Source organism: Ruixingdingia sedimenti, from assembly GCF_031432425.1.
GTDB classification, from domain to species: Bacteria; Pseudomonadota; Alphaproteobacteria; order Rhodobacterales; family Rhodobacteraceae; genus Ruixingdingia; species Ruixingdingia sedimenti.
On sequence record NZ_JAVKPH010000005.1, the window covers coordinates 15,776 to 37,743 of the forward strand.

The window sequence follows — 21,968 nt, forward strand, 5'->3', positions numbered from 1 at the left end:
TGCAGGGGGCATTCTGCCCCCTCTTGGCTTTCGCCAATTCACCCCCTGAGGATATTTTCGGACAGAAAATGAAGGGCGTGGCGCGGGAGTCCGCCGCCTTTCCATGTCAGGGGCCGGGGTGTCCCCGCACGGCGCGCCACCGGCAGGGAAAGGCGATGCCGTTACCGGCCATAGGCCCGCCCTGCGGCGGGGCGGTTGCGCCGGGGGGACCGCTGTCCGATCCTGCGGCCGGGCATCGGACAGGAGGACCCATGTTTGCAGTCGACCTTGACGAGGGATGGGCGGCGGTGCCCGGGACCTCGGGCATCCACATCAAGCCGCTCAGCGGCGATTTCGACGAGGCGGCGGGACGCGGGTTCCGTACCCGCTATGTCCGGTTCGACGCGGGGGGCGAGACCTTCGCGCCCTTCACCCACACCTATTGGGAAGAGGCGCTGCTGGTCGAGGGCACGCTGACCACCAAGGAGGATGGCAAGACCCTGACCGCCCCCGCCTATGTCATCCGCCCGCCCGGGACGCCGCATGGCCCGCTGCGGTCCGACACCGGCTGCCTGATGATCGAGATGCAGTATTTCGCCGACCGCGCGGTGGGGCTGGCGGGCTATCTGGACCGCAAGGCGCCGTAGGGCGCGGGCGGCTTCGAAAACCCCGAACCGCCGGTTCGGGTTTTGCAACTTGGATCGGCCCGGCCGCCTGCATAGGGTCTGCCCGGGCCGTGCGCGGGCTGCGCGGCGAACGGGAGGACATGGGATGGACAGCGATCTGCCGCTTGCCGGTATCGTGGTGGTCGAACTGGGCGACAGCGCGTCGGCGCCCTTCGGCGGGCAGGTTCTGGCCGCGCTCGGCGCCGAGGTGTGGAAGATCGAGCGGCCGGGCAGCGGCGATTCCTCGCGCGGGTGGGGGCCGTCGAAATGGAAGGGTGAGGGCGCGCCCTATCACGCGCTCAACCGCGGCAAGCGGTCGATCTGCCTCGACATCAAGGATCCGGCGCAGCTGTCCACCCTGCATGCGCTGATCGAGCAGCATGCGGATGTGTTCCTGCACAACCTGCGCCCGGGGTCGGCCGGGCAATACGCGCTCGACCCCGACAGCCTGCGCGCGCGCAAGCCCGAACTGGTCTGCTGCGAGGTCGGCGCCTTCGGCCATCTGGGCCCCTACAACACCCGGCCCGGCTATGACCCGCTGATGCAGGCCTTCGCCGGCATCATGAGCGTGACGGGCGAGGAAGGGCAGGCCCCGGTGCGCGCGGGCGTGTCGATCGTCGATTTCGGCACCGGCCTGTGGTCGGTGGTCGGCATCCTCGCCGCGCTGTTCCGCCGGGCGCGGACCAAGGCGGGGGCGACGGTCAACGGATCCCTGCTGGAAACCGCCATCGCCTGGATGACGATCAACCTGTGCAACTATGCCGCCGATGGCGATCTGGGCGGGCGGTGGGGGTCGGGCGTGCCGATCATCGTGCCCCACCGGGCCTTTCCGGCGTCGGACGGCCATATCATCGTCAGCGCCGCCAATGACCGGCTGTTCGCGCGGCTGGCCGATGCGCTTGGCCATCCCGAATGGGGTACGGACCCGCGGTTCGCCACCAATGCCGGGCGGCTGGCCAACCGGGCGGACATCGACCGGCTGATCGGCGAGGTGCTGTCGCAGAACACGCGCGCGCACTGGCAGGCGGTGCTGGAATCGCGCGGCCTGCCCACCGCGCCGGTGCAGACGGCGGCGGAACTGTTCCATCACGAACAGGCCCGCGCGCTCGGCATCTTCGGCAAGCCGTCCGAGGACGAGGTGGAAACCGTGCAACTGCCGCTGTCCTTTGACGGCAAACGCCCGCCGCCGCTGCATTCCGCCCCCGGCATCGGGCAGGATAATGCGGCGCTGCAACGGCTGATCCCCGGCGCGGCGGTGAGCGAGCGATGAGCGGCGGCCCGATGATCCCCGGCGACGACGGCATCACGCGCGAGGAGATGCACCAGCGCCGGATCGACTTCCGCGGCTACCGGCGCAGCGACGGGCTTTATGAAATCCACGGCCGCGTGACCGACCGCAAGACGACCGATTTCACGCCCGCCGGCGGATCGCGCGTGGTGCCGGCGCAGGCGGCGATCCACGACATGGGCGTGACGGTGGTTTTCGACCGCGAGATGGTGATCACCGCCGTCAACACCTTCATGTCCTCGCACCCCTACCGCAGTTGCGTGGGCGGTGGCGACACGTTGCAGGGCATCGTCGGCCTGCGCATCGGCGCGGGGTGGAACGCCGAGTTGCGCAAGCGCCTGCCGACCTGCGACACCTGCACCCATCTGCGCGAGATCCTGGTGCCGCTGGCCAGCGCCGCGATCCAGACCATGACGACCGAACGCAGCCGCGACATGGTGCAGGCGCTGGACGCGGCGGGAAACCCCGCCAAGATCGACACCTGCCACGCCTATGGCCGCACGCGCGAACTGGTGAGGAACCTCTGGCCCGACCAGTACCGGCCGCCGGAGGGCGAGCGGGGCTGAACCCGCCCGGGTCGGGCGTCCGGGCCGGGTCGGCATTCCTTCTTCCGCCCCGGCTGGCGAAGGCGCGCGCCTTCGCCACATCCTGCCGGTGGAGTTGCCCCGGCCGGGGGCCAAAGCCCTCGCCAGCGCCTGCCCTCGCCGTCTTTCACGGCACCCTCGCGCGACGGGCAGGGGAAACGCCTTGCGTTTCCTGATCTCGCCCGGCCCGGATGGCAGCGTTAACGAGCCTGCCCCCTCACATCCACTCGCCCTCGAAATCCTTCGGGATCATCAGGTTGTGCCGCCCGAGGTTGTGCACGTCGCGTTCACCGCACAGCGCCATGGTGGTGTCGAGTTCCTTGCGGATGACCTCCAGCGCCGTGGCCACCCCCGCCTGCCCCATCGCGCCGAGCCCGTAGACATAGGCCCGCCCGATCCACACGCCCCGCGCACCCAGAGCCACCGCCTTCAGCACGTCCTGCCCCGACCGCACGCCGCCGTCCATATGCACCTCCACCCCGTCGCCCACCGCGCGCAGGATGCCCGGCAGGCGGCGGATCGAGGACAGCGCGCCATCCAGCTGCCGCCCGCCGTGGTTCGACACCACGATGGCATCGGCGCCGAAATCGGCGGCGCGGCGGGCGTCGTCCTCGTCGAGGATGCCCTTGAGGATGAACTTGCCGCCCCACCGGTCGCGGATGCGGGCGATCTTGGACCAGTCGAGTTGCGGGTCGAACTGGTCGGCGGTCCAGCTCATCAGACTGGACGGGTCGGCGACGCCCTTGGCATGACCCACGATATTGCCGAAGAACCGCCGCTTGGTCCGCAGCATCTCCATCCCCCACCGCCAGCGCGTGGCCAGATCCGCCAGCACCGGCAACGTCAGCTTGGGCGGCGCCGACAGGCCGTTCCTCAGATCCTTGTGCCGCTGGCCGAGGATCTGCAGGTCCAGCGTCAGCACCAGCGCCGAACAGCCCGCGACCCGCGCGCGTTCGATGATGCGGTCCACGAAATCCTCGTCGCGCATGACGTAAAGCTGGAACCAGAAGGGCGCGGGCGAATGGGCGGCCACCTCCTCGATGGAACAGATCGACATGGTGGACAGCGTATAGGGCACGCCGAAGGCCGCCGCCGCGCGGGCGGCCTTGATCTCGCCATCCGCGCATTGCATCCCCGTCATCCCCACCGGCGCCAGCGCCACCGGCATCGCCGCATCCTGCCCGATCAGGGTGGTGCGGGTGGACCGGTTCGTCATGTCCACCGCCACCTTCTGGCGCAGCCGCAGGCGGGCGAAATCCGTCACGTTGTCGCGGAAGGTCTGTTCGGTATAGCTGCCGCTTTCGGCATAGTCGTAGAACATCCGCGGCACGCGGCGGCGGTAGAGACGCTTGAGGTCGTCGATGCAGGTGATGACGGGCATGGCCACGGCTCCGGCTGCGGTATCCGTCTTGCGTAGCAGTGCGGGGCGGATACGGCAACGGGGATGGTTCGGGGAAAGACGGGTGCCGTGGCCCCCGCATCCGCCGCGGTCATGTTCATGCGGGGGGAACCGGATGCCGTTGCCGGGGCTTGTCAGGCGGTGGCGGGACGACCGGATTGCACGATCAGGTTCTCGGGCACGAAGCCTGCGGTTCTTGCGGCGGAGATGAACGCCCGGCGCGCGGATCCGACGGACACCAGGCAATGCATCGCGGCCTCCAGCTGTTCCAGCGCGCGGTCGCGGGCCTCGTCGGACACCGGCCACTTGCTGCGCAACCAGTATCTGGCCTGCTCGATCGTGCTGAATTTCTGGATCTCGCCCCCGGGGGAGGTGACGAAGGAAAGGGGCTGCCCCCAGTGGATTTCCATCATGGTTTCAATGCCTTTCGGAAAAGCGGAACGGCGGCGCGCGTCGCGGCGGGCCGGCCAATAAAAAGGCGGGGCCGGCGTGATGCCGACCCCGCCACAATCCTGTCTACCGCTCTCAGGCGAGAGCGAGATTGGTCGCGGATTCGCGGCCGTTCCGGTCGGTTTCCGTGTCGAAGGTCACGGCCTGACCATCGTTCAGGCCACGCAGACCGGCGCGCTCCAGCGCGGAGATATGGACGAAAACGTCCTTGCTGCCACCCTCGGGCGCGATGAAGCCGAAACCTTTGGTGGAATTGAACCATTTCACGGTGCCCTTGGCCATCGTGATCTTCCTTCTGAAAATGCCGCTCACACAGCGCAGCGGCCCGGCAAAGCTGGAAATCGAAAGCTGAGCCGGGAAGGAACAGGTCCGAAATTAGTCATGCCCAACCCATATAGGATGCAGGCCGCCGGATTGCGAGGGGCCTGTGCGAAAAACTATTTCCGCGGACATATCGGTCGCCTGCCGCATCCTTCTTCTTGCGCGGAAACCCGGGCCGGAGCCGGCGCGGCTTGCGCGGTCAGTCCGGGCTGCGCATCGCCTCGTAGGCCGCGATCATGTCCAGGATCGCGCGCTTGTCGCCGGACGACAGGGTGACATCGCGTTTGTACTGCGACCCCTCGTAGCGCAGGATCGCCTCCCTGGCGGTGGCGAGGGATTTCAGGACCTTCAGATGATAGGCGTCGGGGGCGATATCCACCCATTCCCAGATCGTGGAATTGTTGTCGCGCTCGAACCCGCCGGAAACCAGCGGTTCCTTGACCCCGTCGTGCCATGCGTCCACGCGCTGCACGAAAAGCCAGTCGGAGGCAGTGTATTGGACCCGCAGGCGCAACCATGGGCGGCCGTTTTCGCCCTTCCGCCCGATATAAAGATATGCTGTCGATCTGCTGTTCAGGTATTGCGGCTGGCCCGGATGATGGAACCAGGTCACGCCTTCCACCTTGTCCTCCTTGCGGCGCAGCTTTGCGACGGCCTGCTGCCGGTCGGACCGGATGGCCGCGCGGTATTGGTCGACCTTCTGCCCATAGGTTCCGTTTTCCGGCCGGATCGCGGCCAGAAAGAGATAACCGTCGAGGTTCGCCTGCCGCGCGGAGGCCGGCAGGGGGCGGACGAAATCCAGCGCCGCCGCTTCCAGTTCGGCCCGCAGATCCTCGCCCGCATGGTCCCCGGTGGCCAATGCCGTGAATTTCATGCGGGCCTCGGCCCATTGCGCGGCGGCCACGGCCTTGCGCAGGTCCTCGACCCGCTGCCGGTCGCGGCGGCTTTGGGGCGCGGGCGCGGCGTCCTGCGGCGCTGCGGCGGATCGTTGCGCCTCCGGTGCCGCGCAGGCGTAGCGGGATACGACATCGGATATCGACCCGGCCACGAGGTCGGAAAGCTCCGGCGCAGGGATGCGCACCAGCCCCTCGCGGGTCTCGCCCTCGGCCAGATAGGCAAAGCGCAGCGGCGCGCATTGCACGAGGCGGACCGCGTAGGAGGTGCCCGATTTCCCCTCGCGCCGCGTGGAAACCTCTACCATGCCGTCATCGCGCCGGGTCAGGTCGTAGACGACATATCTGGCCTGCGCATCCGACGGGACATGGATCTCTCGCTCGGCCGGAACCGCGGCCGTCGCGAGGGCTGCGGCGGGGCCGGTCTTGTTGGAGGACGGCGCGATCAGCGGAAGCGCGATCAGGCAGGCGACAACCGAAACAAGCGCGCGCCTGCGGGTCCTGAACGGCCGGAACGGATAGATCAGCCCGGCAACCGAAGCGAAAAATCCCAACACCGCGAGGACCACGAGCACAGCTTCCATAACGTCACCTACCGTTCTGAACGGCGGCAGATGACGTTGGAACTCTGGCGATTGTTGGACCGGATCGCGTCACGGCCCGGAAAGCTCAGCCCCGATGCGCGCCCGCCGCCAGTTCGGCCACGCGCGCCAGCACCTCGGGCACGGGGCGGCCCTCGCCCACCAGCTTGACGATGGCCGAACCCACCACGCAGCCGTCCGCGACCCCGGCCAGCGCCTGCGCGCTTTCCGGCGTCGCGATGCCGAAGCCCACCACCACGGGCAGGTCGGTGCTGGCCTTGATGCGCGCGATTTCGGGCCCCACCGCCCCCGCCTGCGCCTGCGCCGCGCCGGTGATGCCGGTGACGGACACGTAATAGACGAAGCCGGAGGTATTTTGCAGCACCTTGGGCAGGCGCTGGGCATCCGTGGTCGGCGTCGCCAGCCGGATGAAGTTCAGCCCCGCCGCCTGCGCGGGCAGGCACAGTTCGGCATCCTCTTCGGGCGGCAGATCGACGACGATCAGCCCGTCGATCCCGGCCTCTTTCGCCTCGGCCAGGAAACGGTCCACCCCGCGGGAATAGATCGGGTTGTAATATCCCATCAGCACGATCGGCGTGCCCGCATCGCCCTGCCGGAACGCCCGCACCATATCGAGCGTTTTCGCCAGCGTCTGGTGGCCTTCCAGCGCGCGCTGCCCCGCGGCCTGGATCGTCGGGCCGTCGGCCATCGGGTCGGTGAAGGGCAGGCCCAGTTCGATCACGTCCACCCCCGCCGCCGGCAGGCCCCGCATGATCTGCAACGAGGTCTCCATGTCGGGGTCGCCCGCCATGATATAGGCGACGAACGCCTTCCTGCCCTCGGCCTTCAGGGCGGCGAACGTGCGGTCGATGCGGGTCATTCGGGCGTCCTCTCTCTGGTCGGCCCGGTGTGCAGAAATCCGGCGGGGAAATCAATGGGGCTCGGCCCCGCGCCGCCCGCGCCCCGCCGCCTGCGTCAGCCCCCCTCTGCCGGCGGGCCGGAGACCATCCAATGGGTGCCGAAACGGTCCTTCACCATGCCGAAACCCTGCGCCCAGAAGGTGGGGCCCCAGGGCATCACGACCTCGCCGCCCTCTGCCAGCCGCTCGAACACCGCCTGCCCGGCGGCGATATCCGGCACGCCGTAACTGATCGACACCGACGCCTGCGCCGCCCCCGCCATGCCCGGCGGATAGTCGGACCCCATGAGGCTGCCCCCGCCGACCGCCAGCGCGGCATGCATCACCCGGTCGCCCCCGGCCGCATCCGGCGTCGCCCCGGGCGCCTCGGCATAGCGCATCATGGTCAGATCGCCCCCGAACACATCGGCATAAAAGGCCATCGCCGCGGCGCAATCGCCCTGAAAGTGGAGGTAGGGTTCGAAACACATCTGATCCTCCCTGCGTGAAGCGCGCGCATGCTGCCACGGAATCGCCCGCACCCAAAGCCCCGGCTTGCGATTCCGCCCCCCGCTGCCTAGAAGCGGCGCGAAACCGCCGGAAAGGATCGTGCGATGGGCTTCAGGATGGGTATTGTCGGCCTGCCGAACGTGGGCAAATCGACGCTCTTCAACGCGCTGACCCGCACGGCGGCGGCGCAGGCGGCGAACTTTCCCTTCTGCACGATCGAGCCCAACGTGGGCGAGGTCGCGGTGCCCGACGCGCGGCTGGACAAGCTGGCGGCCATCGCCGGGTCGAAACAGATCATCCCCACCCGCATGACCTTCGTCGACATCGCGGGGCTGGTGCGCGGCGCCAGCAAGGGCGAGGGTCTGGGCAACCAGTTCCTCGCCAATATCCGCGAATGCGACGCCATCGCCCATGTGCTGCGCTGTTTCGAGGACGGCGACATCACCCATGTCGAGGGCCGGATCGACCCGGTGGCCGATGCCGAGACGATCGAGACCGAACTGATGCTGGCCGATCTGGAATCCATCGAACGGCGGCGCGCGAACCTTGCCCGCAAGCTCAAGGGCGGCGACAAGGAATCCGCCGATCAGGACCGGCTTCTGGCGCTGGCGCAGGCGGCGCTGAACGAGGGCCGCCCCGCGCGCACCGTGACGGTGGCCGAGGACGACCGCAGGCAATGGCGGATGCTGCAACTGCTGACGGCGAAACCCGTGCTCTATGTCTGCAACGTCGAGGAATCGGCGGCGGCAGAGGGCAACAGCCAGTCCGCCCGCGTGGCCGAAATGGCGGCGCGGCAGGGTGCGGCGGCGGTGGTGATTTCCGCGAAGATCGAGGAAGAGATTTCCCAGCTGCCTGCCGACGAGGCCGCGATGTTCCTCGAGGAAATGGGGCTGCACGAGGCCGGGCTCGACCGGCTGATCCGGGCGGGGTACCAGCTTCTGGGGTTGCAGACCTATTTCACCGTGGGCCCCAAGGAGGCCCGCGCCTGGACGATCCAGAAGGGCACGCTGGCCCCGCAGGCGGCGGGCGTGATCCACGGCGACTTCGAAAAGGGTTTCATCCGCGCGGAAACCGTGGCCTACCCGGATTACATCGCCCACAACGGCGAGACGGGCGCGAAAGAGGCCGGCAAGTTCCGCGTCGAGGGCAAGACCTACGAGGTGCAGGACGGCGACGTGCTGCACTTCCTGTTCAGCGGCTGAGGGTGGCGTTCGCGCTTCGGCCGGACCGGGCGGGGATCAGGAAACGCACTGCGTTTCCCCCGCCCGTTCCCGCGACAGTTTCGTGAAAGACGGTGATGCCAGGCACACCGGGTAGGCCAGCGCCTGCCGGGGCAACTCCACGCGCCTTCGCCAGCCACAGTGTAGGTTGGGGGTCAGATGCTGATCCGACCCCGGGGGCAAGGCCGTAACCCGCCCCCGCGCCTGCAACCTACGCCCGCGCGTCGGCATAGGCCTTGGGCACGCCCACCGTGTGGGTCTGGACATAGCCGTCAAAGACCTCCAGCCCCGCCTCGCGGCCGACGCCGGATTTCTTGAACCCGCCCATGGGCGAGGCGAAGCCCGCGCCGTTGCCGTTGATTTCCACCGTGCCGGTGTCGATCCGGCGGGCGAGGCCCACCGCGCGGTCCACATCGGCCGAAAAGACCGAGCCGTTCAGCCCGTAGACGGAGTTGTTGGCGATCGCCACCGCCTCGTCCTCGGTGTCGAAGCTCATGACCGACACGACCGGGCCGAAGATTTCCTCCTGCGCGATGGTGGAATTCGGGTCCACGTTGTCGAACAGCGTCGGTTCCACGAACCAGCCGCGGTTGAGCCCCGGGGGCCGCCCGCCGCCCAGCACCAGCCGCGCGCCCTCGGCCCTGCCCTTGGCGATGTAACCCTCCACCCGGTCGCGCTGGCGGGCGGCCACCAGCGGGCCGATCTGCGTCGCGGGATCCATCGGGTCGCCCACCGGCATCGCGGCCATCATCGCGGCAAACGCCTCGACGAATTCCGCCTGCCGGCGGCGCGACACCACGATGCGGGTCTTGTTGCTGCACACCTGCCCGGAATTGCGCAGCGACCCCACGCGCAGCGATTCCACCGCCAGCGGGATATCGGCGTCATCGAGGATCAGCGCCGCCGACTTGCCGCCCAGTTCCAGCGTGATCGGGCGGAACATCTGGCCGCACAGCCCGCCCAGCCGCTGGCCCGCCGCCGAGGACCCGGTGAACGACACCTTGTCCACCCCCGGATGCACGCAGAGGTATTCGCTTTCCTCGCGGTCCGCGGGCACGACGTTGATCACACCCTCGGGCAGGCCCGCCTTCTGCGCCAGTTCGGCCAGCAGATAGCCGCTGAGCGGCGTTTCCAGCGCCGGCTTCAGCACCACCGTGTTGCCGGTCAGCAGCGCCGGGGCCAGCTTGATGATGCCCAGCAGGAAGGGTGCGTTCCACGGGATCACCGCCGCGACCACCCCCAGCGCCCGGCGCCGCACCAGCCCGTTGCCGGTGGCCGACTGGCGCACATATTCGAACGGATATTGCGGCACGAGGTCCAGATGGCTGTCCAGCAGGACCCGCGGGCCGATCGCCTGCATGCTGGTCGACAGCGTGATGGGGCAGCCCATTTCCTCTGTCACCAGCTGCGCCAGCAGCACCTGGTTTTCCCCGATCAGCGCGCTGAGCCGCCGCAGCACCGTGATGCGTTCGTCCAGCGTCATCCGCGGCCAGGGGCCATGGTCGAAGGCCCTGCGCGCCGCCGCCACGGCACGGTCGATGTCCGCGCGGCTGCCGATGGCGACGGTCGCCATCTTCTCCTCGGTGAACGGAGAGATCATGTCGACCGTCCGGTCCGACGCGGGCGCAACCCATTCGCCCCCGATGAAAAACCTGTCCCTCGGTCCCTGCCAGATCATCGCCCGTTCCTCCTGCTGCGATGGGGCGCCGGGGCCGGGCGGGGTGCCGGAGGGGCCGGGGCGCATCATGGCCGACAGGATGCGGGCAGGGCCGGGCAATGCAAGCGCGCCGCCCCGGGCCAGAGGGAACAGGCGGCAAGGGTATCGCGCCGGACTATGGCCCGGCAGGATCGACATCGTCCTTGTGGGCGGTGCGGGCGGGATCAGGAAACGCGCTGCATTTCCCCCGCCCGTGCGCGCGGGACGGTGCTGTCGGGAACATCGGGCGAGTAGCGCCCGCCACGGGCGGGGGGGGGGCGGCCCACCGGGGACATCGGGCCCCGGCCGGGGCAGCGGAGGCGGCAGGACATGACGAAGGCACACGCCTTCGCCAGACAGAGCGACCGGTCCCCTACACCGCCCCCGCATCCGCCAGCGCGGCGCGCAGCCGTCCGGCCTGAACGCGATAGTCGAAGGCCGCGCAGGCCCGTGCGCGTGCCGCCGCCCCCATGCGGGCGCGCAGTGCCGGGTCGGTCGCCAGCGCGCTGACGGCGGCGGTGATGGCGTTCTCGTCGCCCTGCGGGGTCAGGAAACCCTCCACCCCGTCGGTCATCATGTCCGCCGTGCCGCCGATGCGCGAACAGATCACCGGCAGGCCGCAGGCCATCGCCTCCATCACCGCCACCGGCGCGGCCTCGCCCAACCCCACGCTGGCCAGCACCAGCGCATCGGCCTGCTGCAACAGCGCCAGCACCGCATCCTGACCGAGGGTGCCCGCCATCTCCACCCGGTCGCCGAGGCCGAGCGCCGCGATCCCTGCCGCGATCGCGCCCGCATCGGGGCCGGATCCGACGATGGTATAATGCGCCTCCACGCCGGCGTCCCGCAGCCGGGCCAAAGCGCGCAGCACATGCGCATGCCCCTTGTTCGCCTGCAACCGCGCCACGGTGACGAAACGGGCGGGGCCTTCGGCGCGCGCGCCGTCGGCGGGGCGGAAGCGGTCCACATCCACCCCCATCGGGATCACCGGCACCGCATGCCCCGGCCAGACGGCGCGGATCTGTTCGGCCAAAGGCTCCGTCACCGCCGTGACCAGCCTTGCGCGGGCGAACTTGCGGTCATGGTCGGCGCCATAGACGGCCAGATCGCCATGCACCGTCACGCTGTAGTCCGGGCCGCCCAGCATCTGCGCCAGCGCCGCCAGATGCGCGGCATTGGCGCAGGAATGCACATGCACATGGCCGATCCCCCGCGCCGCGCAGTGCTGCACCAGCCGCATCGCCGAGGGGATCAGCGCCGCCACCCGCGCCGCGCCCGACACGCCCGCCGCATAGGCCAGCGCCCGCGCCAGCCCCCGGGGCCGGGCCGCCAGCCCCGCCAGCGCCGCGGCGCCGGGCGGGAAAAGGTAGGCCGTCTGCGCCTCTGCCTGATCCGCGAAGGGATGCGGGCAGGACCCGGGCGCAGGCCGGCGGGTCGACAGCAGTTCCACCCGCAGCCCGCCATCGCGCAGGGCCGTCACCTCGCGCCAGAAAAAGGCATGCGTCTGCCCCGGAAACTCGGGCACCAGATAGCCGAGCGCGGTCATCCCCCGCCCCCGATCAGCGCCGCGATCTCTGCCCGGTTGACGGCCAGCGCGGCGGCGGCGATGGCCAGCGCCGCCGCCGCAAGGACCAGATCGCTCCGCCCGTCCCAGGCGCCGTGCCGCCGCGCCAGCACCGCCAGCGCCGGATAGGTGACGACCGAGGCCAGCGCCTGCCCCGCCAGCGCGCCCACCAGCCCCCCATGCATCGCCCCCGTCAGGAACAGCGCGACGAACACCGCCGCCCGCAGCGCGACATAGAGGAAGAAGCGGTAGGAATCGCCGCCCGCCAGCGCCGCCTGATCGTAGCCGAGCCCGACCACCTGCGGCGCCAGCGCGCAGGCAATCAGCACGCAGATCGCCCCCGCCACGGCATAGCGGTCGTCGTAGAGCAGCCCCACCAGCGGCACCCCCGCCAGCGCCACCACCGCCAGCAGCGCAAGAACCGCCGCGCCCAGCCCCATCCGTACCCGGCGCAGGCGCAGGAAATTGTCGCGCGAGGTGCCGGGCGGGCGTTCGCGGTAGAGCGGGATCATCAACCGGCTGGTCAGCGCCTGTGCGAACATCAGCGGGAACGAGGCGAGGAAGAACCCGATATTGTAGATCCCAAGCTGTTCCAGCGTCAGGTACTTGCCAAGGATCGCCTTGTCGCCCTGCGCCAGCGCAAAGCCCGCGATGGTGGACAGGAACACCCACCGGCCGAAGGTGAACAATTCCCGCGCGGCATCCGGTTCCCAGCGCAGGCGGTTGGGCGCCCCGGGCAGGAACCGCGCCGTCAGCACCAGCCGGATCACCGCGCCCGCCACCAGCCCCGCCACCAGCGCCCAGACCGAGGGAAAGACCGCCGCCAGCGCCACGGTGACGGCGGTGGACAGGAAGGCCGACAGCAGGTCGAGCTGCGTCAGGCGGCCGAACATCAGGTGGCGGTTGGCGGTCTCGATCCGCGTCGGGTTGAAACCCGCCACCAGCAGCGACAGCCCCGCGACGGGCAGGTACCAGGCCAGCATCGGTTCGTCATAGAACAGCGCCACCGGCCAGGCGAGCACACAGGTCGCCAGCCACAGGCCCGCGCCCCGCAGCGCCTGCATCGTCCAGGCGGTGTTCAGGAACCCCGGCTCGTCCCCCCGGCGGCTTTGCAGGATGGAAGGGGTGATGCCCACGTCCGAAAAGTTGTTGAGCCCCTGCATCAGCACCATGATGATCGCCATGACCCCGAAGGCCTCGGGGAACAGAAGCCGCGTCAGGATCAGGTTCGAGGCGAGCCGGATCAACTGCGCCCCGCCGAAACCGACGGCGATCCAGCCGGAACTGCGCAGGACGCGGGCGAAGAGGCCCTTGCTGTGCAGGATCCGGGAAAGGGTCGAGGCCAAGGCGCTGATCCAGACTGAAACTCGCCCCAGCCAGACCACAGCCCGCGCCGCAGGGCAAGGCCCGCAAGGCGGCGGCGGGCCGGGTGTTGCCGCGTTGCGCGGGGCCGGTGCCGCGCAGGCCCGGAGGTTGGGGCGAACCCCGGCCTGCGCCTTCCGTGAAGGTCGCCTGCTACGCGGGCGGCCTTCGTAGGTCGGGGCTTACCCCGCCTTGCGCCGGGCCGGGCTGCGTCGTGCGGGGCGGCCTGCCATGGCCGGTCGGCGGGGCGGGAGACGGGGCAGGCCCTCATCTCTGCGCCTCGGGGATAATGCCGTTACGGGCTCGACCCCGGGAAGGGGGTGCTTTGCCGTCCGTCCGGCAGGGCAGGGCTGCGTCCTGTGGGGCGGCCGGCTGTGGCTGGCAGGCGGGCACACCAGTCGGGGCGCGCTTTGACTCGTATGCCCGGGGATAACGTCCGCCATGGGTTCTTTCCCGTGCGGGGCGCCCTGTCGTTCGCCCGGCAGGGGTCTGCCCCCTGTCCTTCCGCAGGCTTCCCATGGCCGGCAGGCGGGCCCGGAGTTGGGGCGGGCCCCGACTTACGCCTTCCGGGGATGACGTTCCCGCCGATGCGCCCTGTAGGACCGGGTTGCCCCGCCATCCGCCCGGGAGGGGATGGCTCTGCATTCACCGCCGGGGCAGGCGTTGGCCTATCCATTATTCCCGGCATCACCGTCTTTCACGAAACTGTCGCGCGAACGGGCGGGGGAAACGCGGTGCGTTTCCTGATCCCGCCCGGCCCGGCCGTGGGGCTCGGCTGCCCGAGGCGCCGCGCGCTCATGGGTCTGTACGCGATGGCCGGAGGTTGCGGATGCCCCCGGCGCTTGCCCGCCCCCCGACTGTTGCCCCTGTGCACGTCATCGCGAAAACCCTTCCCCGGGCTGCGCCGGGGTTGAGATGGGCCGCGCCGGGTGGTTAGCTGGCGGCGCGGGGGTCGGGCGGAGCGGGGTGCGGGTGGCGTGGTAGCGGGTGCGGCAGAGACGCAGGCGGCGGGGGGGCTCGCCTATCGGCCGGAAATCGACGGGCTGCGCGCGGTCGCGGTGCTGTCCGTCGTGCTTTACCATTTCGGGCTGCCGGGGCTGCGGGGCGGGTTCGTCGGCGTCGATGTGTTCTTCGTCATCTCGGGCTATCTCATCGGTGCGATCCTCTGGACCGAGGCCGGGCGGACCGGGCGCATCTCGCTCGTCCGTTTCTACCTGCGCCGGTTCCGCCGTCTTGCGCCCGCCTATTTCGCCATGGCCGCGGCCAGCGCGCTGGTGGCCTGGGCGGTGCTGCTGCCGCAGGAATTCCGCGACTATGCCAAGACGCTGATCGCGGCGACGGTCTATCTGTCCAACGTCCAGTTCTACCGCGATGCGGGTTATTTCGACAGCGGGGCAGAGGAAAAGCCGCTGCTGCACACCTGGTCGCTGGCGGTGGAGGAACAGTTCTATCTGGTCCTGCCGCTGGTCCTGTGGCTCGTCTGGCGGGCTGGGCGCGGGGCGGCCTTGCTTGTGGCGCTGGCGGCGGTCTCGTTCGCCGCCTGTATCTGGGTGACGGGGCGCGACCATCCGGCGGCCTTCTATCTTTTCCCCTTCCGCGCGTGGGAACTGCTGGCGGGTGTGCTGCTGGCGGTGCGGCCCCTGCGGCTGCCGGGCGGGGCGGCGGCATCGTGGCTGGGTGCGGCGCTGGTGCTGGGGGGCGTTGTATTCATCGCCCCCGGGGCGGGGTTTCCCGGCTGGCAGGCGCTGGTGCCCGTGGCCGGTACGGTGCTGCTGCTGGCCAATGGCGCGCAGGCGAACCCGGTGAACCGGGTCCTGTCCAGCGGGCCGATGGTGGGGGTGGGGCGGATGTCCTATTCGTTCTACCTCTGGCATTGGCCGGTGATGGTGCTGTCGCTGGCCTGGCGCGATGCCTGGGCCGGGCCGGGGGAGGCTGCGGGATGGCTCGCGCTGGCCTTCGTGCTGTCCTGGCTGTCGTGGCGCTATGTGGAAACGCCGGTGCGCATGGGGGCATGGGTCACGCCGCGGCGGCTGGTGACGGGGGTCGTGGTGGCCTCGGGTGCGGTGCTGGCCTTCGGCGCGGCGGTGTTCCTGACCGATGGCCTGCCCGGCCGCATCGGGCCGGAGGCGCGCCCCCATGTGCTGGCGTCCGAGGATTTCATTCAGGACTGGTCGCGCTGCCGTACCGATGCCGCCGGCCCGCTGGCGGGGCTGGAGGTCTGCCCCATTGGCCCCGTGGGCGCGCCGCGTTTCCTCGCCTGGGGCGATTCCCACCTGCGGGCGATGAAAGAGGGGCTGGATCTGGCGGCGCAGGAGGCGGGGGTGCCGGGGCTTCTGGTCTGGCGTGCGGGCTGCCCGCCGCTGGCGGGGCTGGCCAAGTGGGAAAGCGCCGCGACCCGGGCGCAGGATGCCGCCTGCACCGCCGCGACCGCACAACTGCTGGCCGCCCTGCCGGCACTGCCCGATCTGGCGCGCGTGCTGCTGGTCGGGCGGTGGAGCTATTATGCCGAAGGCGCGGGGACCGGCCGCGATGCCCACAACGCCATCGCCCTGACGCCGCTGGAAGGGCCGGGGGACGATCAGGCCGCGGTCTATGCCCGGGCCGTCGCCGACACCATCGCCCGCCTGCATGGTATGGGGCGCGAGGTGCTGGTGCTGCGTCAGGTGCCCGAGGTGCCGGACTACCAGTCCCGCCGTGTCGCGCGGCTGCTGTTCCACGGCCATCTGGCCCCCGGCCCGGCGCTGGAGGCGCTGACCACGGTCGGCGCCGCGCCGCTGGCGGCCCGCAACGCCCGGGCCGAGGCGCCTTTTGCCGCGGCCGGTGCGGCGGGGCTGGTGCGCTGGCTCGACAGCCATCCGTCGCTGTGCAACGGGGTGGCCTGTTCGGTGATGGCGGGCGACAGGTCGCTTTATTTCGACAACAACCACCTGACGAACCACGGCGCGCGGGCGCTGCGGGGCCTTTTCGCGCCGCTGTTCGCCGGGCTCGGGGGGCGGGTATGAGCGTCGGGGACCGCCTCTGGGACGTGATCGTGATCGGCGCCGGCATGGGCGGGGGGATCGCCGGGCGGCGGCTGGCAGAGGCGGGGCTGAACGTGCTGTTCATCGACCGCGGCCCGATGGGCCCCCGGGCAGAGGAACAGGCGCTGAGCACCGAAATCGCCGACCCCGCCGCCCGGCTGATCCGCGGCTACTGGCCCGACCCGCTCGACGCGGGCGTGGCCGGGCGGCAGGACCGGTTCTTCGGCGCGCTCGGCGCGGGGGCGGGCGGGTCGTCGGTCTTTTACGCCGCATCATTGGAACGCCCCGCCCGGCATGATTTCGAGGATGCGCCGGGCCTGCCCCATCCCACCGGGGGCTGGCCGGTGGGGGCGGATGCCTTTGCGCCGTGGTTCCGGCAGGCCGAAACACTGTTGAACCTTGCCGGCACGCCCGACCCGCTGTCGCCCGGCGAGGATGCGGCGCTGCGCGCGCCCCCGCCCCTGTCGCCCGCGGGCGCGGCGCTGGAAGGGGCGTTCCGGGCCCGGGGCCTGCATCCCTACCGCATGCATGTGGGTATCGGTTACGGCCCGGACTGCCGCGAATGCATCGGTCACAAATGCCCGCGTCCCTGCAAGATGGACGGCCGGTCGGCGGGGGTGGAACCGGCGCTGGCGACGGGGCGGGCGGAATGGCTGGGCGGGTGCCTCGTCACCGCACTCCACGCCGATGCGGGCCGGGTGCGCGCGGTCGAGGTCCGCCGGGGGGCCGAGGTCCTGCGCCTGCGCGCGCGGGCCTTCGTGCTGGCGGCGGGGGGGCTGGGCTCGCCGGCGCTGCTGCTCGCGTCGCGTTCCGAACTCTGGCCTGACGGTGTGGCGAACCGGTCCGGCATGGCCGGGCGCAACCTGATGTTCCACCTGAACGAGCGCATCGCCATCTGGCCGCCGGGCCGCCACGGCCCCGATACCGGGCCGCGCAAGTCGCTGGCCCTGCGCGATTTCTATGCCGTGGAGGGGCAAAGGTTCGGCCTGTTCCAGGCGATGGGGCTGACGGCCTCCTACGGCAATATCGTGCAGTTCCTGAACGACCGCTTCGACCGTTCCGCCCTGCGGCGCCTGCGGGTCTTGCGCGAATTCACCCGCATTCCCGCGCTGATCGCCGCGCGGATGCTGGGCGAGGCGCATGTCTATGTCGGCATTCTGGAGGATCTGCCCTATGCCGACAACCGCGTGCGCGTGCCCGCCGCGCCGGGGGCGATCGGCTTCGACTACCGCTTCGCGCCCGAACTGCTGGCCCGCCGCCGCCTGTACCGCCGCCATATCCGCCGGGGGCTGGGCGGCCTGCGCAGCCTGTTCCTGACGTTCGAGCCGGAACTGAACATCGGCCATCCCTGCGGCACGCTGCGCTTCGGCATCGACCCCGCGCGCAGCGTGCTCGACCCCGAGTGCCGCGCGCATGGGGTGGCGAACCTCTATGTGGCGGATTCGTCCTTCATGCCGACCGCGACCGGCGTGAACCCGAGCCTGACCATCGCCGCCAACGCCCTGCGCACCGCCGACGCGCTGGTGCGCGGCTTCGCCCGCCTGCCGGAGGCCACGCCATGACGACATCCCCCGACAACGGCATCGCCATCGTCACCGGGGCCGGCGGGGGGCTGGGCCGGGCGCTGGCGGTCGAACTGATGGCGCGCGGCATGGCGGTGGCGGGGGTGGGCCGCGACGCTGCGGCGCTGGCGCAAACCGCGGGGCAGGGCGGGGGGCGGTTCGTCGCGCTGGTGGCGGATGTGGCCGACCCGGCGGCGGTCGAGGCGGCCTTTGCCCGGCTGGATGCCGGGGGGCTGGTGCCGCGGATCCTGATCAACAACGCCGCCGTCTACGACCACGCCGATTTCCTGACCGCGCCGCCCGCCTATCTCGACCATGCGATGGCGGTGAACTTCGGCGGCACCGTCACCTGCACCCGTGCGGCGTTGCAGCGGATGGTGCAGGCGGGCGGCCGGGGGCGGATCGTCAATGTGGCGACCTTCGCCGATCTGGCGCCGCTGCCGGGCAGCATGGCCTATTCCGTTTCCAAGGGTGCGGCGCGCATCTTCACCCGCGCGCTGGTGGCGGACATCGGCGACCGCCTGCCCGACATCGTGGTGAACGACTGGATCCCCGGTGCGCTGGCGACCCGCATGGGCATCGCCGAGGGCATCGCCCCCGAAACGGCGGCCCGCTGGGGCGCGGCGCTGGCGCTGTGGCACGACCGCAGCCTGCAAGGCGTGACCTTCGAGCGCGACCGCGAGGTGATCGCGTCCCGTTCGCTCAAACGGCGGATCAAGGACAGGCTGCTGTTCAAGCCCGCGCCCGTGGCGCGCCGGCTGGCCTGATGCCCGGTGTTCGGTCCGGTGGAGAGTGCGGGAGCCTCCGGCGGGGATATTTAAGGACAGAAAGTGAAGGCAGGCAGCCCTGTCACTTTCTGTCTGAAAATATCCTCAGGGGGTGAATTGGCGCAGCCAAGAGGGGGCAGAATGCCCCCTGCGCCGCTTGCCGCAAAGCGCCCTCAGCCGATCATGCGCTTGATCGCCGCGGCGTGGTCGGGCGTGGCGGCCAGCGCGTCGGCGGCCAGTGCGCGGGCGGTGTCCGTCAGCGCGTCGGGTTCCACCACGCGGTCGATCAGGCCCCAGGCCAGCGCCTCGGCCGTCTCGATCCGCTGCCCGGCCATCAGGATCGCCTTGGCCCGCGCGGGGCCGACCAGCGCCACCAGCCGCCCGGGGTCCGAGGGTTGCGGCAGAAAGCCGAGCCGCATCACCGGGTAGAAGACCTTCGCCCCCGGCACCGCGATGCGCAGGTCGCAGGCCAGCGCCATGCCCATCGCGCCTCCGGCCAGCGTGCCGTTCAGCGCCGCGACAGTCAGGCAGGGCAGCGCCGCGATGGCGCCCGACAGCCGTTCCCATACCGGGTCCGTCGCCAGCCCCGCGCGCGCCTCGTCCAGATCCGCACCGGCAGAAAAGACCTTGCCCGCCCCGGTCAGCACCAGCGCCCGCGCGCCCGCGGCGTCCGCCTCTTCGGCGATCCCGGCCAGCCGCACCAGCATCGCGCGGGTCAGCGAATTGGCCTTGTCGGGGCGGTTCAGCGTGACGGTCCAGAGGCCGTCTGCAACATCGAGGTCGATCATGGGGCAAGTCCGATCCGGCGGCGGATGGTTTCATCGCGCAGGCCGACTTCGCCGCCAAGCAAGTCGTCTGCGTCGGGGCTGCACATCCAGACCAGCGCGCGGGCGGGCCAGCCGGGGGGCACATGGGCCGACCAGTCGAGCCGGCTGACCGGGTTGATGCCGCTGTCGCGGATGGTGCGCTGCATGTCGGTGGCCACCGTGCCGGGCGACAGCGACAGCACGCGCACGCCGTGGGGCCCGGCCTCCAGATGCGCGGCGCGGGTCAGCATGAAGGCCCCGGCCTTGGCGGCGCAATAGGCGCTCCAGCCTTCCTGCGGGTTGTGGGCGGCGCCGGAACCCACGGTGATCACCGTTCCCCGCCGCCGCGCGATCATCCCGGGCAGGACGGCGCGCATCCCGTGCATCACGCCCTTGAGGTTCACGTCGATGGCCCGGCCCCATGCCGCGGGGTCGGCCCCCGCCAGCGGGCCGATGGGGTCGATCACCCCGGCGTTGTTCACCAGCACATCCACGGGGCCCAACGCGGCCTCTGCCGCGGCGATGGCGGCGGCGAGGCTCGCTGCATCCGCCACATCCGCCGCCGCCGCCCGCGCCGCGGGGCCGATGGCATCGGCCACCCGGCCCGCCGCCGCGCCGTCGCGCGCCAGCAGGCTGACCCGCGCGCCCGCCGCCGCGAAAGCCGCCGCCGCCGCCGCGCCGATGCCGCGGCTGGCGCCGGTGATGATCACATGCCGTCCGTCGAGCCGCATCGCGCCCCCCTGTTTCCCGCCCTCTACCCCATCGCCCCCGGCGGGCGCCAGCCGGCATCCGCCGCGCCCCCTTGCCTTGGACGGGGAATGGCGGGATGCTGGGGCAAAGCATTCGGATCCGAAAGGCGATATATCCATGTCCTGCGCGCGAATCCTGGGTCTTGCGGCCTCGGCGTTGTTTTCCATGCCTGCCATGGCGCTGGCGGACGTCACGCCCGAGCAGGTGTGGGAAAACTGGCAGGCGATGAGCACCGCCTCCGGTTACACCATGACGGCCGAGTCGCAGCGGCGCGAGGGCGGCACGCTGGTTCTGGCCGGCGTCACCATGCGCGCCGTTGCCGGCGATGCCGAGGCCGGCGCGATCGACGTCACCGTGCCGATGGGCGAGGTGCGGATGGAGGATCTGGGCGACGGCCGGGTCGAGGTGGTGATGGAGCCGTCCTACACCGTCGCCATGCAGTCCACGGATACCGAAGGCCGGCCCTTCGCCATGCGCATGCGGGTGGATCAGGTGGCGATGCGCACCATCGTATCGGGCGAGCCCGCCGCCCCCCGGCACGATTTCACCGCCGAATCCGTGCGCGTGGTGCTGGAAGAGATGATGGCGGAGGGCAAGCCGATGCCGCTGACGCTCGACGCGATGATCGAGGGGATCGGGGGCCATTATGCCGCCGCCACCGGCGATGACGCCACCATGGAGGCAGAGATCGCGGCAACGAAGATGGCCGTGGCGATGACGGCAGAGAATCCCGATTCGCCGGGCGGCCGCATGACGCTGACCTACGAGTCCGCCGATCTGGCCGGCACCTTCGCCGGCACGCTGGTCGATCAGGCGATGGCGGCGGATCTGTCCGCCCTGCTGGCAGCCGGTTTCAACGTCGATTCGGAATTCACCCAGGGCGCCACCCGGTTCGACCTCGATTTCGCCGATGGCGACGACAGCCTGCGCGCCACCGGCACGCTCGGCGGGGCGGGGCTGTGGATGCTGGTGGATGCCGCGCAGGTGGACTACGGCACCTCTGCCGATAACGTCGATGTCGCGCTGTCGGGCAGTTCCATCCCCTTCCCCGAACTCAAGGTGAAGCTGGCGGAATACCTTTTCGGCATCGCCCTGCCGATCGCCCCGGCACCCGAGCCGGGCGACATGAGCCTGATGGCGCGGCTGGTGGGGCTGACGGTCAGCGACGATGTGTGGGCGATGCTGGACCCGCAGGCGCTGCTGCCGCGCGACCCGGCGACGCTGATCGTGGATGCCAAGGGCAAGCTGAAGGTGCTGATGAACCTGTTCACGCCGGAAACCTCGGTCTCGCCGGAAACGCCGGCGGAAATCCAGTCGCTGGATCTGGCCGAGTTGCGGGTCGAGGCCGTGGGGGCGCAACTGACGGGCAGCGGCGCGCTGACCTTCGACAATACCGACACGGCGACCTATGGCGGCATGCCCAAGCCCATCGGCGCGGTGGACCTGAGCCTGACCGGGGGCGAGACGCTGCTGGACCGGCTGGTGCAGTTGCAACTGGTCGACGCCGAACAGGCGGCGGGCTTCAAGATGCTGGCGCCGCTGTTCGCCCAGCCCGGGCCCGCGCCGGATTCGCTGACCACGCGGATCGAGTTCCAGCCCGACGGGTCCATCCTGGCCAACGGCCAGCGGATCCAGTAACCCCGCCGCGGGCGT

The 21,968-nt window shown here is 70.6% G+C and carries 19 protein-coding genes; 8 read left to right on the forward strand and 11 right to left on the reverse strand.

Annotated elements, in window-relative coordinates:
• Nucleotides 1–251 precede the first annotated feature (251 nt).
• The 3 genes from RGD00_RS06015 to RGD00_RS06025 all read left to right on the forward strand — a co-directional run bounded on the left by RGD00_RS06015 (nt 252) and on the right by RGD00_RS06025 (nt 2,498).
• On the forward strand, nt 252–626 hold the full coding sequence (locus tag RGD00_RS06015; protein ID WP_310456397.1) for a cupin domain-containing protein: 375 nt from the start codon (nt 252–254) through the stop codon (nt 624–626).
• 124 nt (nt 627–750) lie between these two features.
• A complete protein-coding gene (locus RGD00_RS06020; protein WP_310456398.1) occupies nt 751–1,914 on the forward strand; it encodes a CaiB/BaiF CoA transferase family protein in 1,164 nt (387 codons plus the stop codon).
• Nucleotides 1,911–2,498, forward strand: a complete 588-nt coding sequence (locus tag RGD00_RS06025) for a DUF2889 domain-containing protein (RefSeq protein WP_310456399.1) — start codon at nt 1,911–1,913, stop codon at nt 2,496–2,498. The genes RGD00_RS06020 and RGD00_RS06025 overlap by 4 nt, the downstream gene beginning before the upstream one ends.
• 235 nt (nt 2,499–2,733) lie before the next feature.
• Here RGD00_RS06025 and RGD00_RS06030 read toward each other — a convergent pair whose 3' ends face one another.
• The 6 genes from RGD00_RS06030 to RGD00_RS06055 all read right to left on the reverse strand — a co-directional run bounded on the left by RGD00_RS06030 (nt 2,734) and on the right by RGD00_RS06055 (nt 7,549).
• A complete protein-coding gene (locus RGD00_RS06030; protein ID WP_310456400.1) occupies nt 2,734–3,897 on the reverse strand; it encodes an alpha-hydroxy acid oxidase in 1,164 nt (387 codons plus the stop codon).
• Between the two features lie 152 nt (nt 3,898–4,049).
• A complete protein-coding gene (locus RGD00_RS06035; RefSeq protein ID WP_310456401.1) occupies nt 4,050–4,325 on the reverse strand; it encodes a DUF982 domain-containing protein in 276 nt (91 codons plus the stop codon).
• Between the two features lie 115 nt (nt 4,326–4,440).
• Entirely contained in the window at nt 4,441–4,647 is a 207-nt protein-coding gene (locus RGD00_RS06040; RefSeq protein WP_310456402.1) for a cold-shock protein, read from the reverse strand.
• A 238-nt stretch (nt 4,648–4,885) separates the two neighbouring features.
• A complete protein-coding gene (locus RGD00_RS06045; protein WP_310456403.1) occupies nt 4,886–6,163 on the reverse strand; it encodes a hypothetical protein in 1,278 nt (425 codons plus the stop codon).
• 85 nt (nt 6,164–6,248) lie between these two features.
• Nucleotides 6,249–7,040 carry a tryptophan synthase subunit alpha gene (gene trpA, locus RGD00_RS06050; RefSeq protein ID WP_310456404.1) on the reverse strand — a complete coding sequence of 264 codons (792 nt, stop codon included), beginning with the start codon at nt 7,038–7,040 and terminating at the stop codon, nt 6,249–6,251.
• A 95-nt stretch (nt 7,041–7,135) separates the two neighbouring features.
• On the reverse strand, nt 7,136–7,549 hold the full coding sequence (locus tag RGD00_RS06055; protein ID WP_310456405.1) for a VOC family protein: 414 nt from the start codon (nt 7,547–7,549) through the stop codon (nt 7,136–7,138).
• 123 nt (nt 7,550–7,672) lie between these two features.
• On the opposite strand from RGD00_RS06055, the gene ychF reads away from it, so the two are divergent.
• Nucleotides 7,673–8,770: a redox-regulated ATPase YchF gene (ychF, locus tag RGD00_RS06060; protein WP_310456406.1), complete on the forward strand. Its 1,098-nt coding sequence runs from the start codon at nt 7,673–7,675 to the stop codon at nt 8,768–8,770.
• A 229-nt stretch (nt 8,771–8,999) separates the two neighbouring features.
• On the opposite strand, the gene RGD00_RS06065 is transcribed toward ychF, so the two are convergent.
• The 3 genes from RGD00_RS06065 to RGD00_RS06075 form a co-directional block, all read right to left on the reverse strand.
• Entirely contained in the window at nt 9,000–10,466 is a 1,467-nt protein-coding gene (locus RGD00_RS06065) for an aldehyde dehydrogenase (RefSeq protein ID WP_310456407.1), read from the reverse strand.
• A 391-nt stretch (nt 10,467–10,857) separates the two neighbouring features.
• On the reverse strand, nt 10,858–12,030 hold the full coding sequence (locus tag RGD00_RS06070; RefSeq protein WP_310456408.1) for a glycosyltransferase family 4 protein: 1,173 nt from the start codon (nt 12,028–12,030) through the stop codon (nt 10,858–10,860).
• Nucleotides 12,027–13,394 (reverse strand): oligosaccharide flippase family protein, encoded by a 1,368-nt coding sequence (locus tag RGD00_RS06075; protein ID WP_310456409.1) that lies wholly within the window; start codon nt 13,392–13,394, stop codon nt 12,027–12,029. The genes RGD00_RS06070 and RGD00_RS06075 overlap by 4 nt, the downstream gene beginning before the upstream one ends.
• 993 nt (nt 13,395–14,387) lie before the next feature.
• Here RGD00_RS06075 and RGD00_RS06080 point away from each other — a divergent pair.
• From RGD00_RS06080 to RGD00_RS06090, 3 genes are read left to right on the forward strand one after another with little or no spacing between them, the layout of a single operon-like run.
• The gene (locus RGD00_RS06080; RefSeq protein ID WP_310456410.1) at nt 14,388–16,412 is read left to right on the forward strand and encodes an acyltransferase family protein; all 2,025 of its coding nucleotides are present in this window, start codon (nt 14,388–14,390) and stop codon (nt 16,410–16,412) included.
• Nucleotides 16,409–17,992, forward strand: a complete 1,584-nt coding sequence (locus RGD00_RS06085; RefSeq protein ID WP_310456411.1) for a GMC oxidoreductase — start codon at nt 16,409–16,411, stop codon at nt 17,990–17,992. Before RGD00_RS06080 ends, RGD00_RS06085 begins: the two co-directional genes overlap by 4 nt.
• Nucleotides 17,989–18,759 carry an SDR family NAD(P)-dependent oxidoreductase gene (locus tag RGD00_RS06090; RefSeq protein ID WP_310456412.1) on the forward strand — a complete coding sequence of 257 codons (771 nt, stop codon included), beginning with the start codon at nt 17,989–17,991 and terminating at the stop codon, nt 18,757–18,759. Before RGD00_RS06085 ends, RGD00_RS06090 begins: the two co-directional genes overlap by 4 nt.
• A 173-nt stretch (nt 18,760–18,932) precedes the next feature.
• Here RGD00_RS06090 and RGD00_RS06095 read toward each other — a convergent pair whose 3' ends face one another.
• Both RGD00_RS06095 and RGD00_RS06100 read right to left on the reverse strand, forming a co-directional pair.
• Nucleotides 18,933–19,547, reverse strand: a complete 615-nt coding sequence (locus tag RGD00_RS06095) for an enoyl-CoA hydratase/isomerase family protein (RefSeq protein ID WP_310456413.1) — start codon at nt 19,545–19,547, stop codon at nt 18,933–18,935.
• Entirely contained in the window at nt 19,544–20,296 is a 753-nt protein-coding gene (locus RGD00_RS06100; protein ID WP_310456414.1) for an SDR family oxidoreductase, read from the reverse strand. The genes RGD00_RS06095 and RGD00_RS06100 overlap by 4 nt, the downstream gene beginning before the upstream one ends.
• 136 nt (nt 20,297–20,432) lie before the next feature.
• On the opposite strand from RGD00_RS06100, the gene RGD00_RS06105 reads away from it, so the two are divergent.
• Nucleotides 20,433–21,953 carry a DUF2125 domain-containing protein gene (locus RGD00_RS06105; RefSeq protein ID WP_310456415.1) on the forward strand — a complete coding sequence of 507 codons (1,521 nt, stop codon included), beginning with the start codon at nt 20,433–20,435 and terminating at the stop codon, nt 21,951–21,953.
• Nucleotides 21,954–21,968 lie beyond the last annotated feature (15 nt).

Coding starts and splice junctions, on each gene's coding strand:
- RGD00_RS06015 (WP_310456397.1), top strand. CDS start 252: ATGTTTGCAGTCGACCTTGACGAGGGATGGGCGGCGGTGCCCGGGACC.
- RGD00_RS06020 (WP_310456398.1), top strand. CDS start 751: ATGGACAGCGATCTGCCGCTTGCCGGTATCGTGGTGGTCGAACTGGGC.
- RGD00_RS06025 (WP_310456399.1), top strand. CDS start 1,911: ATGAGCGGCGGCCCGATGATCCCCGGCGACGACGGCATCACGCGCGAG.
- RGD00_RS06030 (WP_310456400.1), bottom strand. CDS start 3,897: ATGCCCGTCATCACCTGCATCGACGACCTCAAGCGTCTCTACCGCCGC.
- RGD00_RS06035 (WP_310456401.1), bottom strand. CDS start 4,325: ATGGAAATCCACTGGGGGCAGCCCCTTTCCTTCGTCACCTCCCCCGGG.
- RGD00_RS06040 (WP_310456402.1), bottom strand. CDS start 4,647: ATGGCCAAGGGCACCGTGAAATGGTTCAATTCCACCAAAGGTTTCGGC.
- RGD00_RS06045 (WP_310456403.1), bottom strand. CDS start 6,163: ATGGAAGCTGTGCTCGTGGTCCTCGCGGTGTTGGGATTTTTCGCTTCG.
- trpA (WP_310456404.1), bottom strand. CDS start 7,040: ATGACCCGCATCGACCGCACGTTCGCCGCCCTGAAGGCCGAGGGCAGG.
- RGD00_RS06055 (WP_310456405.1), bottom strand. CDS start 7,549: ATGTGTTTCGAACCCTACCTCCACTTTCAGGGCGATTGCGCCGCGGCG.
- ychF (WP_310456406.1), top strand. CDS start 7,673: ATGGGCTTCAGGATGGGTATTGTCGGCCTGCCGAACGTGGGCAAATCG.
- RGD00_RS06065 (WP_310456407.1), bottom strand. CDS start 10,466: ATGATCTGGCAGGGACCGAGGGACAGGTTTTTCATCGGGGGCGAATGG.
- RGD00_RS06070 (WP_310456408.1), bottom strand. CDS start 12,030: ATGACCGCGCTCGGCTATCTGGTGCCCGAGTTTCCGGGGCAGACGCAT.
- RGD00_RS06085 (WP_310456411.1), top strand. CDS start 16,409: ATGAGCGTCGGGGACCGCCTCTGGGACGTGATCGTGATCGGCGCCGGC.
- RGD00_RS06090 (WP_310456412.1), top strand. CDS start 17,989: ATGACGACATCCCCCGACAACGGCATCGCCATCGTCACCGGGGCCGGC.
- RGD00_RS06095 (WP_310456413.1), bottom strand. CDS start 19,547: ATGATCGACCTCGATGTTGCAGACGGCCTCTGGACCGTCACGCTGAAC.
- RGD00_RS06100 (WP_310456414.1), bottom strand. CDS start 20,296: ATGCGGCTCGACGGACGGCATGTGATCATCACCGGCGCCAGCCGCGGC.
- RGD00_RS06105 (WP_310456415.1), top strand. CDS start 20,433: ATGTCCTGCGCGCGAATCCTGGGTCTTGCGGCCTCGGCGTTGTTTTCC.